We start from the raw sequence: 15,536 nt of genomic DNA on the forward strand, positions 1-15,536 counted from the left end.
AGGGAGCGCGAGCATGAATAAGAAGACTCGCCCTGCTTACTTGGGGGTAGTACTGGGGGTAGCGCTGATCGGCCTGGGCATGGCGTATGAAAAGCTCTGGTGCGATCCGCGGGAGCTGTTGCAGCAGCCTGCCCAGCCGCAGGCCCTGCACCGGCTCAGCCGGGACGGGGTAACCGTGGAGTTCGAGGCCCGGCCGCTGGCCGGCGGCGAGCTGCAGGAAGGCAACTTTGCCAGTATCCGCTTCAAGGTCAGCGACCAGACCAGCGGCCAGCCGCTGTCAGGCATGGCGCCGGGGGCGTGGATCGACCCGGCGCAGTCGGCCCCGGTGGGCGACCGCGACCAAAGCTGCAAAGCCCGTGTCGCGCTGTTTCTCAAAAGCAGCATCGGTGCCCGGCCATTGCTCGACCTGAACAGCTACTTCCTGTTGATGCTGAACAAGGACGCCAGCCTGACGGTAATCGACCCCACCGTGTCGGTGGGCGGCGTGACCAGCACCATGGCCCGCATCGACCTGCCTGGGCAGCCTATGGACTGGGTGGCCACCGCTGACGACAAGCAGGTGTTCGTGTCTATCCCCGAGCGAGGCAAGGTCTCGGTGATCGACACCGAAACCTTTACCCGCGTGGTCGACCTGGACGCCGGTGACCAGCCGCTGCGGGTGGCCCTGCAGCCGGACCAGCACCGGCTGTGGGTAGGCAACAACAGCAGCGACCCGGCCAAAGGCGGGGTAACCGTGATCGACGTGCCGGGGCGCAGCACTCTGAAAACCTTCAACACCGGCAGCGGGCACCACGAAATCGCTTTTAGCGCCGACTCGCGCTTTGCCTACGTGAGCAACCGCGACAGCGGTACCCTAAGCGTCATCGACATCGCGGAAATGCGCCTGGCCAAGACCATCAAGGTTGGCCCGCACCCGTTGTCGGTGAGCTATTCGGCGCTGTCCCAGGCGGTGTACGTGGTCGATGGCCAGGAGGGCAGCGTGCGCGTGTTCGATGCCCGCAACCACACCTTGCGTCACACCGTCCAGGCCCAGCAGGGTTTGGGGCCGATGCGCTTCAGCAGTGATGGCCGCTACGGCATTGTGCTCAATACCCTGGAGAACCAGGCCCTGGTGATCGATGCCAGTACCGACAAGCTGATCCACCATATTCCGGTGGCGGCCGAACCGTACCAGCTGACCTTCACCAAGGGCTATGCCTACGTGCGTGGCTTGGCGTCACCGAAGGTGAGCATGATCAACCTGGCCAGCCTGGGCGAAGGGCGCGCGCCGATCGTGCAGGGCTTCGAGGCCGGCCCGGCGGCGCCGCGCCAGGCTGGTGACCTGCCGCTGGCCCAAGGCTTGTCGGTGTCGCGCGATGACAATTCGGTGTTCGTAGTCAACCCGGTGGACAACACCACCTACTTCTACGCCGAAGGCATGAACGCGCCGATGTCCGGCTACAACAACCGGGGCCACCAGGCCCGCGCGGCCATCGTGGTCGACCGCAGCCTGCGCGAGGTGGCGCCTGGCGTGTACGGCTCGACGGTGAAGCTGCCGGCTTCCGGCAAGTTCGACGTGGCTTTCCTGCTTAACCAGCCGCAGATCATCCACTGCTTCAGCACCGATGTAGTCGCCGCGCCGAATGCCAGCAAGCGCAAGCGCGCCTATGCCGAGTTCATCGGCCTGGACCGGCCGTTGTCGCAGCACAGCGCCATTACCGCCCGGGTGCGTATCGTCGGCGACGACGGCCAGCCGCGCCTGGGCCTGAGTGACCTGAGCCTGCGCTATTTCCTGGCGCCTACCTCGATGCCGCGCAACCTGCAGCTGGAGGAGGTGGGTGAGGGCATCTACCAAGCGGCCTTGAGCCTGCCCGAAGCCGGCGCCTGGTACCTGCATGTGCAGTCGCCGTCGCTGGGGCGCAAGTTTGCCGAAGAAAACTACACCAGCCTGCGCGTCCTGCCGGCCGCAGCGTCCAACGCTTCCCAGACCGACGTGAGGAATGTGCGATGAACCACAAGCATTCTTTCAAACTGCTGGCCCTGAGCCTGGCGTTTGCCAGCAACCTAGCCCTGGCCCACGGCGGCCACGACCACAACGGCCACGCCGAACAGCCGCCAGCGGCGCGCCAGGAAAAGGCCAGCGTGCGCTTTGCCGATGTGGCGCTGCTGAACCAGGACGGCATGCCAGTGCGCCTGGAAAAAGACCTGGTGGGCGACCACCTGGTGGTCATGGGCTTCATCTACACCAGCTGCACCACGGTGTGCCCGGTGGTGTCGTCGATCATGGGCAAGGTCCAGCAGCAACTGGGTGGGCGGGTAGGCGACGAGATTCACCTGGTGTCGATCAGCGTCGACCCGCAGCGCGATGACGCCAATCGCCTGCAAAACTACGCCAAGGCCTTCCAGAAGGGGCCGGGCTGGAGCTGGTTGACCGGCACCCCTTACGCAATCACCGAAACCCTCAAAGGCTTGGGCAGCTTCAGTGCCGACCTTAGCCAGCACCCGCCGCTGATCTTGGTGGGTGACGGGCGCAGCGGGCATTGGACGCGCTACTACGGCTTCACCGACCCGGCGGTACTGATTGAAGAAATCAACCGCCTCAGCGCCCGCCGGGTGCATGCCAAGAGCACGGCAATTGCCGACCATCACGAGGTGCAACCATGAGTACTGTAACCTCACGCCGCACCAGCATGCGTGGTTTTGACTGGCTGATGCTGGGCGGCTGCTTGTGGATCCTCGCCTCGGTGGCGTTCGCCCACGAAGGCCATGCCCCGCAAGCCCCAGCGCCGCAGCCGGCACCGCAGGCGATGACCAGTGGCGGCGGCACCCGCGATGCCCAAACCTGGTTCACCGACACCGTGCTCAAGGACCAGAACGGCCGCGAGCTGCGCTTTTACAGCGACGTGCTCAAGGACAAGGTGGTGATGCTCAACGTGATCTTCACCCACTGCACCGACGCCTGCCCGCTGATTACCCGCAAATTGCGCGAAGTGCGCGAGGCCATGGGGCCAGAGTTGGCCAGCCAGGTGACCTTCGTGTCGATCAGCAGTGACCCGCTGAACGATACCCCCGAGGCGCTGAAGGCATTTGCCGAGAAACAGGGGGTGGCTGGGCCGAACTGGCTGTTCCTGACCGGTGACAAGGCCAATGTCGACCTGGTGCTAGGCCGTATCGGTCAGTTCCTGCCCAGCCCCGAGCAGCACTCGACGCAACTGATTGCCGGTGACGTGGCGGGCAAGCGCTGGAGCAAGATCCGCCCGGATGCACCGCCCGCAGCGATTGCCCAGCGCATGCAGCTGCTGACTCAGCCACTGGCAGGGCGGTGAGCATCATGAATACCTGGGCGGCCGTGTGCGGGTGCTGCCGGCCTCATCGCCGGCAACAGGCTAGCAGAGCCATGGGCACAATGCTGGCCCTGCTTGCTAGCCTGGTGTTTGCTCCTTCGGCCTTTGCCCTCGACCTCACCGCCAACGAGCAAGCCGGCAAGCGCCTGTACCGCGAGGGCGTTTCCAGCAGTGACGCGCAGTTGCTGGCGCGGGTCGGCGCCAGTGACATGAGCGTACCGGCCAGCGTGCTGCCCTGCGCCAGCTGCCACGGTGGCGATGGCCGTGGCCGTGCCGAGGGCGGCGTGCGCCCACCCAGCCTCGATTGGCAACGCCTGGCGTTGGGCCAGGGCCAGCGTGAGGCCAACGGCCGCAGCTACCCAGCCTACACCGACAGCAGCCTGGCGCGGGCCATTCAGCACGGCGTGGACCCGGCCGGCAACCGCCTGGACCCTGCCATGCCACGCTTCGAACTGACCCTGGCCGACCAGCGCAACCTAACCGCCTACCTCAAGCGCCTGGCCCAGGAGCGCGACCCCGGCGTAGAAGAGGGCTTACTGCGGCTGGGCACCTTGCTGCCCGCGTCCGGCCCGTTGGGCGATGCCGGGCAGGTGGTGCGTGCGGTGCTGGAAGACGGCCTGGCGCAGTTGAACCAACAGGGTGGCATTAATGGACGGCGCCTGGAACTGGTGGTACTCGACCCAGGCTTGGACCCGGCCAGCGCCGAACGTGCCCTGCAGCAGTTGTTGGAAAAGGAGCGGGTGTTCGCCCTGATCTCGCCAATGGCGCCGATGCTCGACCAGCGCCTGGCGACCTTGCTGGCAGCGCACAATGTCCCCCTCGTCGGCAGCACCCCGCGCAGCGGCGGCAGCATGCAGATTTTCGACCCATTGCCTGGCTTGCCCACACAATTGCTGAGCCTGGCAGGCCATGCCCGTGCGGCGCTGGGCCTGGCAGCGGGCGACCTGCGGGTGGTGTATGCCGGCAATGAGCAGGCGGCGCTTGCCGAACAGGTGCGCGAACGCTTGCTCCAGCAGGGCTGGGCACCACCCGCCATCCACGCCTTCGATGGCCAGGCTGTAGACGGGCAGGGCATTGTCTTTCTCGGCCGCGCCCAGGCCTTTACCGCCTTGGCCTCGGTGTTACAGGCAGCTGGCCGCCAACCCTATTTGTTCGCGGCTTCCAGCCAGGTGGCCGGGGCTGTGGCGCAGTTGCCCGAGCCGTGGTCGCAACGGGTGTTTCTGGCTTACCCCTACGTGCCCGAAGACTGGACCGAGCAGGGCTTGGCGACCCTGGCCGGCCTGCAGCAGCGCCAGGGCCTTGACCCACGCCAGGCGTCATTGCAGGTCAACACCTTGTGTGCCCTACGCCTGTTGAGCGAAGCACTGAAGCAGACGGGCCGTGACACCAGCCGCGAGCAGCTGATTGCTGCGCTGGAAGGCCTGCATGATGTGTCCACCGGCCTGACCCCGGCGTTGGGCTTCGGCCCTGGGCGCCGGCAGGGCATGGCCGGAGCCCACGTGGTGGCGGTGACCCTGCCCGGGCCGCACTTCACCGCAGTCACCCCATACCGGCCGCTGCCGGACAGCCCTTGAGTAGAGGTTGCCATGCGAATTGTGTTGCTGTGCCTGTTGCTGGCGCTAGCCCCAGCGAGCTGGGCCGATTTGCCAGCGGCGCGGGTCAATGGCGTGGAAATTGACCTGATGCGCCTGGAGCGCTATTTCAGCGAATACCTGCAGGCCCAGGGCCGCGCAGTGACCAGCATCCGCAACCCAGCCCTGTACAAGCGCCTGCGCGACCAGGCGCTGGACGAGCTGATCGACAAGGAGCTGTTGTGGCAGGAAGCCCAGCGCCGGGGCATCGCCATCAGCGATGAACAGGTGTCGGCCCATGTGGGCGACGTGGAGGCCGCATTCGGCAGCCCGGCAATTTTCGAGCGGCGGCTGGCAGAGGCGGGTTTCGATCGGGCACAGTACGCCGACTACACCCGGCATGAGATGGCCGCCCAGCAGGTGTATGCTGAACTGAGCGCAGTTGACCCGCCCAGCCAGGCGCAAGTGCAGGCCTTTTACCAGGCCAACCGTGAATCACTGCAAGGAGCGCAGAACCATAGTGATAATCCTTCGGTCATACCCCAACAGGGTCTGGTCCTGGCCAGGGCCAGGCTCATTGCGCAGTTACAGGGGCAGGCGCGCCAGTCCGTGCGCCAACGTTTGCGCGAATCGGCTACAGTGGAAATCGCCGACTAGGGCCCCTGATGGCGGTTCCCCAATGCTGGGGAATAACGCCTTGGCAAAGTGCCATCAGTTTCCCCGGATGTGGGGCAGCGGCTGGGTGTGCGTGCTCACCGTAAACTGGGCACACACAGCCACCCCTTATGAATCAATGTCTTACAGTGGTGCAGCATGACTATTCACGCCTGGCACGAAGCCTGCTCAAGCTTGTACAAGGGCGCACTTCGCAGACCGGGTAACCGGGCAGTTTTTGGGAGTCGACCTTGGTGAACAGAGTATTGGTAGTCGATGACGAACAGACTCTTGCGCAAAACCTGCAAGCTTACCTGCAGGCGCAAGGCCTGGAAGTTCATGTTGCCCACGACGGTGCCAGTGGTATTGAGCAGGCTGCAAGCCTGGCACCGCAAGTAGTTGTGCTGGATTACCGCTTGCCCGATATGGAGGGTTTTCAGGTTCTGGAGGCTGTACGCAAGAACAGGCAGTGCCATTTCGTGCTGATTACCGCCCACCCCACCGTCGAGGTGCGTGAGCGGGCCGCCGAACTCGGTGTGAGTCATGTCCTGTTCAAGCCGTTCCCCTTGGCGGAACTGGCACGTGCGGTCTTCGACCTGATGGGCATCGAGCGCCGGCGCAGGGCCACGGACAACCCGGCTGAAGGGTTCGTCGAACGACGCCAGAACAGGAACGAAATGTTCCCCCTGCAGTTGTACGATGGAAGCTGGGTGTTGGCTGACCGCCGCCGTAATGGCGCCAAGCCGCCAGGGCCCGACGACGATCAACTGCTCACAGGGGAATAGCGGCGCCCGCACCCCTGGCCGAGCCAGTCTGCGACGCGCCCCTGAGCGGAGTCGCAGGCCATGCCAGAAGCATTCGATGCACCTGTAGGCGCGGGTTTACCCGCGAAGAGGCCGGCACCGGTAACTGAATATTCAGCCTACCCCCGCGACCTGCTGGCCCAGGCCCGCCTGCAAGCCAGTGACGAACGCCTGCTCAACTGCCTGGAACGCCTGGCCTGCGACACTCCCGACACCTTTACCCGCCGCCTGGGCCTGACCCTGCATTACCCGGTGCTGGACAGCCACACCCTGCTGGCCAGCACACCGCGCTTCGACAAAGTCAGCCTGGCCATGTGCCTGAAGCGCGAATTCGTGCTGATCGAGCAGGGCGGCCAATTGCTGGGCGTGTTCGCCGACCCCTTCGACCATGCCCGCCTGGCCTGGATCGACGATGTGCTGCAAGGCGCGCCGCTGTACCTGGCGCATGCCGCTGAACTGGCGACCTTTTTGGCCCGCCACGAAGAAAGCTTCCACGCCGTCGACGCCCTCGACCACGATGCCGAGGCCAGCAGCGAAAGCGACCCGCTGCAACGGTTGTCGCTGGCCAGCATCAGCGAGGACCAGAGCCGGGTGGTCAAGCTGGTCAACTCCACCCTGTACGATGCCCTCAAGCTGCACGCCAGCGACATCCACTTGGGCATGACCGGCCAGGGCCTGACCATCAAATACCGCATCGACGGCGTGCTCAATGGTGCCGGCAAGGCCAGCGGCAGCGCCTTCGCCGACCAGGTGATCTCGCGTATCAAGGTCATGGCCGAGTTGGACATCGGCGAAAAACGTGTACCCCAGGATGGCCGTTTCAAAGTTGCCGTGGGTGATCGGCAAATCGACTTCCGGGTCTCGATCATGCCCAGCATCTTCGGCGAAGACGCCGTGCTGCGGGTGCTCGACAAGCAGGACTTGTCCGACCGCGTCAGCGGTGTGCAGTTGCAAGCCCTGGGCTTTGCCGACGAAACCCTGCGCGCCCTGCGCCGGCTGGCTGCCGAACCCTACGGCATGATCCTGGTCACCGGCCCCACCGGCAGCGGCAAGACCACCACCCTGTACGCCATGATCAGCGAGATCAACCACGGCGTGGACAAGATCATCACCATCGAGGACCCGGTCGAGTACCAGCTGCCCGGCGTGCTGCAGATTCCGGTCAACGAAAAGAAAGGCCTGACCTTTGCCCGCGGCCTGCGGTCGATCCTGCGCCACGACCCGGACAAAATCCTGGTTGGCGAAATTCGCGACCCGGACACTGCGCAAATCGCCGTGCAATCGGCGCTCACCGGCCACCTGGTGTTCACCACCATTCACGCCAACAACGTGTTCGATGTGATCGGTCGCTTCAGCCAGATGCAGGTCGACCCCTACAGCTTCGTTTCTGCACTGAACGCGGTGCTGGCGCAACGACTGATCCGCCTGGCCTGCCCGCATTGCGCCAGCCCATGCGAAGTCGATGACGACACGCTGTCGGTCTCGGGCCTGACCCGTGCGGGTGTGGCGGGCTGGAAGTTCGTCCGTGCCCAGGGTTGCGGCCAGTGCCGCGGCAGTGGCTACCGCGGCCGCAGCGCCATCGCCGAGCTGCTGCACCTGGACGACGACCTGCGGCAGATGATTGTCGAGCGCCGCCCCCTGTCGCAGATCAAGACAACTGCCTGCCAGCGCGGCTTGCGCCTGCTGCGGGCCTCGGCCCTGGACCTGGTCCGCGATGGCCGCACCACCCTTGAGGAGATCAACCGTGTCACATTCATCTAATCGTGGCTCTTATAGATACAGCGCCGTTCTAGGCGCCGAGGGTGTCGGCCTGGGTTGCTGGCACAACAACCAACATCAATGGCTGGGCAGCCGCGAATTTACCAGCGATGCCGCCCAACCGGCCTGGGAAGCTGCTGTCGACGCACTGGCCACGCTGCTGGCGGAGCACGCCGTGCGTGGTGCCCAGTTGCGGGTGCTGTTGTCGGCGCGCTACAGCCGCTTCTGCCTGGTGCCCTGGAGTGATGCCATCGGCCACCCGCGCGAGCTGGACGCCTACGCCCGGGCCTGCTTTGAAAACCTCTACGGGCAGCCGCTGGACGACTGGCGCATTGTGCTGTCGCCGGAGCCGGCCGGTGCCCCGCGCATCGCCACGGCGCTGCCCGAAGCGCTGTTGCAACGGCTGCAGGCACTGGGCCGGGAAAGCCGCCTGAGCCTGCGCTCGGTGCAACCGTACCTGATGGCCGCCTACAACCGCTGCTCGGCACAGCTGGAGCAGGGTGACTTCCTGTTCGTGCTGGCCGAGCCACGCCGCAGTGTGCTGCTGTTGGCTGCCGGTGGTGCCTGGCAGCAGGTGCTGGCGCAAGGCTGCGCCGACAGCGACCAGGCCCTGCAAGCGTTGATCGAGCGCACCTGCGAGCTGTACGGCGAGCACCTGCCACGGGTTTACCTGCATGCCCCGGGCCGCGGTGATGTGCCGCAACTGGCGGCGGTGCAGCTGTGCCCGCCGGCCAGCGAAGCCGACCCCCTGTGCGCCATGTGGCGGGCGGTGGCCTGACATGCGCCGCCTCGACCTGGAATTCCAGCCCCGGCGCAACGGCCCCCTGGCCTGGTCGTTGCTCGTGCTTTTTGCTGCTGTGATTGCCTGCCTGGTGCTGCTGCAACATACATTGCAGGCCGAGCAGGTCGACCTGGAAGCCAGTGTGCACCGCTTGGAGTTGCAACTGGGGCGCCGCCCGGCCTCCGCCGCCCCGCTGAGCAACGCCGCCAGCCGCGAGCAGGCCGAGCGCCTGGCACAGATGAAAAGTGTCTCGCAGCAACTGCAACGGCCTTGGCAGCAACTGTTCAGCATGCTCGAAGCCATGCCGCAGGACGATGTCGCGCTGCTTGGCCTGACCCCGGATGCACGCAAGGGGCAGGTACGCATCAGCGCCGAAGCACGCAACCTGGAAGCCATGCTGCAGTACCACAAGCGCCTCGAAGCCAGTGAAGAACTCAGCGATGTGTCGCTGCTCAACCACGAAGTGCTGGCCGCGCAACCGGAGCACCCGGTGCGCTTCACCCTCACTGCTACCTGGGAGACAGGCCATGCGCGCCCCTGACTCGCTAAACAGCCTGATCCTGCAGGAGCGTCTGCGCCGCATCGGCCCGGTTGGCCTGGCCGCCGCCGCCGCCGGCGTGTTAGCCATCGCGGTGGCATGCGCCGCAGTGCTGCCGCAGTGGCAGAACGTCCGCGAGCTGCGCGCCACCGAAGCGGATGCCAGCGTGCAGGTTGGGCGGGTCAAGCGCGGGGAGCTGAAGATTGCCATCAAACCCGAGCAGCAGGCCCTCGATAGCCTGCGCCAGCAACTGCCGGGGCAGCCCCAGGCCAGCGAACTGATCGAACGCCTGTACCACCTGGCCGGCGCCGAGCACATCAGCCTGGCGCGCGGCGAGTACGCCTTGGGCATCGACCCCAAGACCCAGCTGGCGCGTTATCAGATCGTGCTGCCGGTGCGCGGTAGCTACCCGCAGATTCGCGGCTTCCTCAAAGGCCTGCTCAAACAGCTGCCGACCTTGGTACTGGAAGACCTGGAGCTGCAACGCAAACGCATCGGCGACAGCGAGCTGAACGCCCGCCTGCGCATGACCCTTTACCTGTCGAGGTCGTGATGAACACACAACGTGCCGTCATCTGGGTTGGCTTCCTCGGCGTCAGCGCGGTGTTGGCTTGGGCACCGGGCCATTGGTTTGGCCAGGAAGACGGTGTTGCCCCCTTCGCGGGTAAACCCGCGCCTACAACGAGCGAGAGCGTTACGCCCCCCGTAGTAACCGGCTTGCCGGCGACAGGGGTGGAACAGGCCTCCAGAGATCTGTTCCCCACCCAGCAATGGACCAAACCCAAAGCCCTGGCCACCGTCACCGAACAACCCGTGGTCGCCGCCCCGGTGGTGGCCGCCGCCCCAACCGCGCCGGCCTTGCCATTTCAGTTCATCGGCCGCATGGGCGAACGCGACGACCTGCAGATCTTCTTGCAGAGCGGCGAAAAACTCTACGTCGTGCGCCAGGGCGACGTGATCGATGACACCTACCGCCTCGACCGGGTATCGGCCAGTGAGCTGAGCCTGGTTTACCTGCCTTTGCACCAGTCGCAGACCTTGTCTGTGGGGAGCGCACCATGAAGTCGTCAAAGCTGTGCAAGCCTGCTCCGTTCTTGCTTTTGGCGCTGTGCGTGGCCATCGCCGGCTGCGGCTCCAGCGCGGTCCGCGAGGACAGCGAGCAGTTGATGAAGGAGGGCCAGTACGAGGCCGGCATCGCGCGCCTGGAGGAGGCGCTGCGCGATGACCCTCGCGACACCGAGCTGAACATCGCCCTGGCCCATGGCCGCCAGGCCGCAGTCGAAGCCCTGCTGGCCCAGGCCGACGCCGACCGCATCCGCCATGACTTCACCGGCGCCCGTATGGGCTATGGTCGGGTGCTAATCATCGAGCCGAACAACCGCCGCGCCCAGGAGGGCACCCGTCAGCTGGAGCTGATCCGCACCCTTGATGAGCGCGTGGCCCTGGGCCAGGCGGCGCTGCGCCAAGGCGACCTGTTTGGCGCCGAACGCTACATGCGTGAAGTGCTGCGCCTGGACCCGCAAAACCAAAAGGGCGCAGCCCTGCGCAGCGACATCGAGAACGTGCAGGCGCGCACTGCGCAGCCGTTCCCCCAGCTGCGCAGCAAGCTTGAGCGGCCGGTGACCCTGGAATTCCGCGATGCCAACCTGAAGACCATCTTCGAGGTGCTGTCCCAGGTCGCCGGCATCAACTTCATCTTCGACAAGGACCTGCGCCCGGACATGAAGGCCACCATCTTCGTGCGTGATGTGCGCATCGAAGACGCCGTGGCGCTGCTGCTGGAGCAAAACCAGCTGCGTCAGAAGATCGTCAACGACAACACGTTGATGCTGTACCCCGACTCGCCGCAAAAGACCAAGGACTACCAGGAACTGGTCATGCGCACCTTCTACCTCACCAGCATCGACGCCAACACCGCGTTGAACATGGTCAAGACCATGCTCAAAACCCGTGACGTGTTTGTCGACGAACGCCTCAACACCCTGACCATGCGCGACACCCCCGATGCCGTGCGCATGGCCGAGAAGCTGCTGCAGTCGCAGGACCAGTCCAACCCCGAGGTGGTGCTGGAAGTGGAGGTGATGGAGGTGGCCACCTCGCGCATCCTCGACCTCGGCCTGCAATGGCCCAACACCTTCGGCGTGCTGACCTCCGACGGCAAGCCAGTGAGCGTGCTTGACCAACTGCGCGGCATCGACTCCAGCCGCATCAGCATCTCGCCGGCGCCGCAGGCCAAGATCAACGCCCAGGACAAGGACATCAACACCCTGGCCAGCCCGGTGATCCGCGTCAGCAACCGCGAACAGGCACGCATCCACATCGGCCAGCGGGTGCCAATCATCAGCGCCACCTCGGTGCCGTCCACCCAGGGCCCGGTGATCACCGAAAGCGTCACTTACCTGGATGTCGGTTTGAAGCTTGAAGTGCAGCCCACCGTGCACCTGAACAACGAAGTGGCGATCAAGATTGCCCTGGAGGTGAGCAACGCCACCCCGCTGGAAGCCACCCGCCAGGGCACTATCCCGGTGCAGGTTGACACCCGCAACGCCCAAACCAGCCTGCGCCTGCACGATGGCGAAACCCAGGTGCTGGCCGGCCTGGTGCGTAACGACCACAACGCCAGTGGCAACAAGATCCCCGGCCTTGGCGACATCCCCGGCCTGGGCCGCTTGTTTGGCAGCAACAAGGATGACATGAGCAAGTCGGAGCTGGTGCTGGCGATTACCCCACGCATCGTGCGCAACCTGCCGTACCAAAGCCCGTCTGACATGGAATTCGCCACCGGTACCGAGTCGGCCATGCAGGTGCGCCAAATGGCGCCGCTGCCACCGGTCGATGTGCCCGGCGATGCGCCAGCTGGCGGTGCACCGGTGGTGGACAGCCAGATGGCCAGCGCACCGGCCAAAGGGAGCCCACGACCATGAAACGGCAACGGCGCATGCACGGCTTCAGCCTGATCGAAGTGGTGCTGACCCTGGCACTGCTCGGGTTGCTTGCCAGCATGGCCGCGCCGCTGACCGAAACCGTGGTGCGCCGCGCCAAGGAGCAGCAGCTGCGCGAGGCGCTGTACCAAATTCGCGATGCCATCGACGCCTACAAGCGCGCGTTCGATGCCGGCTACATCGAGAAGCGCCTGGATGCCAGCGGCTACCCGCCGAACCTGCAGGTGCTGGTTGACGGCGTGCGCGATGTGCGCAGTGCCAAGGGCGCCAAGTTCTATTTCCTGCGGCGTATCCCGCACGACCCGCTGGTGGCGGCCAAGGACGAAGACCAAGGTGCCTGGGGCCTTCGCGCTTACGACAGCAGCCCCGAGACCCCACGTGAAGGCGAAGACGTGTTCGATGTGTATTCCAAGGCCCGCGGCAAAGGCCTCAACAACATCCCATATGGGCAATGGTGACAGCCATGAAACGCAGCCAAGGCTTCACCCTGATCGAACTGTTGGTGGTGATGGCGATCATTGCCACGCTGATGACCATCGCCATGCCGCGCTACTTCAACAGCCTGGAAAGCTCCCGTGAGGCCACCCTGCGTCAGAGCCTGGCGGTGCTGCGCGAGTCGCTGGACCACTTTTATGGCGACACCGGGCACTACCCCGACTCACTGGAGCAACTGGTCGAACTGCGTTACCTGCGCAACACCCCGATCGACCCGATCACCGAGCGCAGCGACGCCTGGCAACTGGTGCCACCGCCTGAGGGCGTGGCCGGCGGCGTGGCTGATATCAAAAGCGGTGCCACAGGGAGGGCGCGTGATGGCAGCCTCTTCGCTGAATGGTAAGGCCAATGGCGGCTTCACCTACCTGGGCGTGCTGCTGCTGATTGCAGTCAGCAGCGTGGCCCTGGCCGCCACCGGCACGATTTGGGCCAGTGCCGCCCAGCGTGACCGCGAACGCCAGCTGCTGTGGGTAGGCAGCCAATATGCCCAGGCCCTGCGCAGCTACTACCGCGCCTCGCCGGGGCTGGCCCAGTACCCCCAGGACCTGGCCGACCTGCTGCAGGACAACCGCTTTCCGCAGGCCAAGCGGCACATTCGTCGGCTGTACCCCGACCCGGTCACCAACAGTGACGAGTGGGGCCTGCTGCGCTCGATCGACGGCCGCATTACCGGTGTGCACAGCCGCTCGGCAGATACCCCCTTCAAACGCAGTGGCTTCAGCACCGAATGGAGCGGTTTCGAAGGGCTGGAGCACTACAGCGACTGGCAATTCGTCGCCGAGCAGGCCTTTACCGAGAACGCCAGCGGCGTGCAAACCCATGCCGGCCCAGGAGATACGCCATGAACCGCTTGGCTGCGCTGTACCTGAGCCTGCTGTTGCTAGCGGCCCTGGCCACTTCGGTCAAGGCCGGTGACGAGGACGAGATGCAGGGCTTCATCGTCGACAACACCATCTCGCACATCGGCCACGACTTTTACTACTACTTCGCCGACCGCCTGCGTGCCACCAGCCGGCTGGATTTCAACCTGGTGGTGCGCGAACGCCCGGATGCCCGCTGGGGCAGCCTGGTCACCGTGGAGTTCGAGCGTGAGGTGATGTACCGCCGCTTCCTGCCACCGAACACCACCGAGCTCAAAGACGAGGCCGTTGCAGCTGCCGACCTGGTCAAGCAGCAAATCATTCAACGCAAGCTGCAACGCTTGCTGCAGGACACCACCGATCTGGAGAGGGACGAGCTATGAAGCACCGCATACCCCGTTGCATTGCTGCCTGCCTGTTGGTCAGCGCATGTGCTGCCCAGGCCACCGAGCTGGTGTACACCCCAGTCAACCCGGCGTTTGGCGGCAACCCATTGAACGGTACCTGGCTGCTGAACAACGCCCAGGCGCAGAACGACTACGACGACCCTGACCTTAAGGACCGTGCCTCGGCCTTTACCGGCACCACGGCTCTGGAGCGTTTCAGTAACCAATTGGAGTCGCGGATGTTGTCGCAGTTGCTGGACAACATCAGTAACGGCACCACCGGCAGCATGGCGACCGATGCGTTTCTCATCGACGTCATCGACGATTCCGGGGCCTTGAGCATCAAGGTCACCGATCGCGTCACAGGAGAAACTTCGATCATTGAGGTCAGCGGCCTGAACCCCTGAGAGGGAAGGGCTTTTATGTTGGGGAGAGAACACCATGAAACGTCTGCTGAGCACGCTGCTGATCCTCACCGCCCTGGGCTTGCAAGGTTGCAGCCTGCGCGAACCCATGTCGGCCGAACAGGACTCGGAAACCCCGACCCTGACCCCTCGCGCCTCAACCTACTACGATTTGATCAACATGCCACGACCCAAAGGCCGGTTGATGGCGGTGGTGTACGGCTTCCGCGACCAGACCGGGCAGTACAAGCCTACCCCCGCCAGTTCGTTCTCCACCAGCGTCACCCAGGGCGCGGCGAGCATGCTGATGGACGCCCTGAACGCCAGCGGCTGGTTCGTGGTGCTGGAGCGTGAAGGCCTGCAGAACCTGCTGACCGAGCGCAAGATCATCCGTGCTTCGCAGAAAAAGCCAGACGTGGCGGAAAACATCATGGGCGAACTGCCGCCGCTGCAGGCTGCCAACCTGATGCTGGAGGGCGGCATCATCGCCTACGACACCAACGTGCGCAGCGGCGGCGAGGGCGCCCGCTACCTGGGGATAGACATCTCTCGTGAGTACCGGGTCGACCAGGTAACGGTGAACCTGCGGGCCGTGGACGTACGCACCGGGCAGGTGCTGGCCAACGTGATGACCAGCAAGACCATCTACTCGGTCGGGCGCAGTGCCGGGGTGTTCAAGTTCATCGAGTTCAAGAAGTTGCTGGAAGCTGAGGTGGGGTACACCACCAACGAGCCGGCGCAGTTGTGTGTGCTGTCGGCGATCGAATCGGCGGTGGGGCACTTGCTGGCGCAAGGGATTGAACGGCGGTTGTGGCAGGTGGCTGGGGAAGCCGGGGCGGGGCAGGCGACGGTGGACAAGTACCTGAGCCAGAATCAGCAGCCGTGATTGGTTTTGAGGGCCTCTTCGCGGGTAAACCCGCTCCTACAACAACCGCGCTGGTCTCAGGCTTGGCGCGATCCCTTGTAGGAGCGGGTTTACCCGCGAAGGCGCCAGTGCAGGCAACGCACGCTGAAAACCCAA

Annotated in this window: 18 protein-coding genes; all 18 read left to right on the forward strand. The window is 64.9% G+C overall.

Annotated elements, in window-relative coordinates:
• The first annotated feature begins 13 nt into the window (after positions 1–13).
• The 18 genes from DV532_RS11435 to DV532_RS11520 all read left to right on the forward strand — a co-directional run bounded on the left by DV532_RS11435 (position 14) and on the right by DV532_RS11520 (position 15,401).
• Entirely contained in the window at positions 14–1,990 is a 1,977-nt protein-coding gene (locus tag DV532_RS11435) for a cytochrome D1 domain-containing protein (RefSeq protein ID WP_056801149.1), read from the forward strand.
• On the forward strand, positions 1,987–2,643 hold the full coding sequence (locus DV532_RS11440) for an SCO family protein (protein ID WP_056801151.1): 657 nt from the start codon (positions 1,987–1,989) through the stop codon (positions 2,641–2,643). The genes DV532_RS11435 and DV532_RS11440 overlap by 4 nt, the downstream gene beginning before the upstream one ends.
• Entirely contained in the window at positions 2,640–3,305 is a 666-nt protein-coding gene (locus DV532_RS11445) for an SCO family protein (protein ID WP_056801153.1), read from the forward strand. Before DV532_RS11440 ends, DV532_RS11445 begins: the two co-directional genes overlap by 4 nt.
• A 71-nt stretch (positions 3,306–3,376) precedes the next feature.
• Positions 3,377–4,897, forward strand: a complete 1,521-nt coding sequence (locus DV532_RS11450; RefSeq protein ID WP_056801155.1) for an ABC transporter substrate-binding protein — start codon at positions 3,377–3,379, stop codon at positions 4,895–4,897.
• Between the two features lie 12 nt (positions 4,898–4,909).
• Positions 4,910–5,551, forward strand: coding sequence for a SurA N-terminal domain-containing protein (locus tag DV532_RS11455; RefSeq protein WP_056801157.1), 642 nt, complete (start codon positions 4,910–4,912; stop codon positions 5,549–5,551).
• Positions 5,552–5,799: 248 nt separating this feature from the next.
• A complete protein-coding gene (locus tag DV532_RS11460; protein WP_056801159.1) occupies positions 5,800–6,333 on the forward strand; it encodes a response regulator in 534 nt (177 codons plus the stop codon).
• A 60-nt stretch (positions 6,334–6,393) separates the two neighbouring features.
• Positions 6,394–8,112 (forward strand): GspE/PulE family protein, encoded by a 1,719-nt coding sequence (locus DV532_RS11465; RefSeq protein ID WP_056801161.1) that lies wholly within the window; start codon positions 6,394–6,396, stop codon positions 8,110–8,112.
• Positions 8,066–8,887 carry a hypothetical protein gene (locus DV532_RS11470; RefSeq protein WP_372339987.1) on the forward strand — a complete coding sequence of 274 codons (822 nt, stop codon included), beginning with the start codon at positions 8,066–8,068 and terminating at the stop codon, positions 8,885–8,887. The genes DV532_RS11465 and DV532_RS11470 overlap by 47 nt, the downstream gene beginning before the upstream one ends.
• A 1-nt stretch (position 8,888) precedes the next feature.
• Positions 8,889–9,431, forward strand: a complete 543-nt coding sequence (locus DV532_RS11475) for a hypothetical protein (RefSeq protein WP_056801165.1) — start codon at positions 8,889–8,891, stop codon at positions 9,429–9,431.
• The gene (locus DV532_RS11480) at positions 9,418–9,981 is read left to right on the forward strand and encodes a GspMb/PilO family protein (protein WP_056801167.1); all 564 of its coding nucleotides are present in this window, start codon (positions 9,418–9,420) and stop codon (positions 9,979–9,981) included. Before DV532_RS11475 ends, DV532_RS11480 begins: the two co-directional genes overlap by 14 nt.
• Positions 9,981–10,490, forward strand: a complete 510-nt coding sequence (locus DV532_RS11485) for a hypothetical protein (RefSeq protein WP_056801169.1) — start codon at positions 9,981–9,983, stop codon at positions 10,488–10,490. Before DV532_RS11480 ends, DV532_RS11485 begins: the two co-directional genes overlap by 1 nt.
• Positions 10,487–12,352, forward strand: a complete 1,866-nt coding sequence (locus DV532_RS11490; RefSeq protein ID WP_056801171.1) for a secretin N-terminal domain-containing protein — start codon at positions 10,487–10,489, stop codon at positions 12,350–12,352. The genes DV532_RS11485 and DV532_RS11490 overlap by 4 nt, the downstream gene beginning before the upstream one ends.
• Entirely contained in the window at positions 12,349–12,828 is a 480-nt protein-coding gene (locus tag DV532_RS11495; protein WP_056801173.1) for a type II secretion system protein, read from the forward strand. Before DV532_RS11490 ends, DV532_RS11495 begins: the two co-directional genes overlap by 4 nt.
• A 5-nt stretch (positions 12,829–12,833) precedes the next feature.
• Positions 12,834–13,208 (forward strand): type II secretion system protein, encoded by a 375-nt coding sequence (locus DV532_RS11500; RefSeq protein ID WP_056801175.1) that lies wholly within the window; start codon positions 12,834–12,836, stop codon positions 13,206–13,208.
• The gene (locus DV532_RS11505; protein ID WP_056801177.1) at positions 13,183–13,710 is read left to right on the forward strand and encodes a type II secretion system protein; all 528 of its coding nucleotides are present in this window, start codon (positions 13,183–13,185) and stop codon (positions 13,708–13,710) included. The genes DV532_RS11500 and DV532_RS11505 overlap by 26 nt, the downstream gene beginning before the upstream one ends.
• Entirely contained in the window at positions 13,707–14,108 is a 402-nt protein-coding gene (csgE, locus tag DV532_RS11510) for a curli production assembly/transport protein CsgE (RefSeq protein ID WP_056801179.1), read from the forward strand. Before DV532_RS11505 ends, csgE begins: the two co-directional genes overlap by 4 nt.
• Positions 14,105–14,518, forward strand: a complete 414-nt coding sequence (locus DV532_RS11515) for a curli assembly protein CsgF (protein WP_056801181.1) — start codon at positions 14,105–14,107, stop codon at positions 14,516–14,518. Before csgE ends, DV532_RS11515 begins: the two co-directional genes overlap by 4 nt.
• Positions 14,519–14,552: 34 nt before the next feature.
• Positions 14,553–15,401, forward strand: coding sequence for a CsgG/HfaB family protein (locus DV532_RS11520; protein WP_056801183.1), 849 nt, complete (start codon positions 14,553–14,555; stop codon positions 15,399–15,401).
• The last annotated feature ends 135 nt before the right edge of the window (positions 15,402–15,536 follow it).

Source organism: Pseudomonas sp. Leaf58 (assembly GCF_003627215.1).
Lineage (GTDB): Bacteria > Pseudomonadota > Gammaproteobacteria > Pseudomonadales > Pseudomonadaceae > Aquipseudomonas.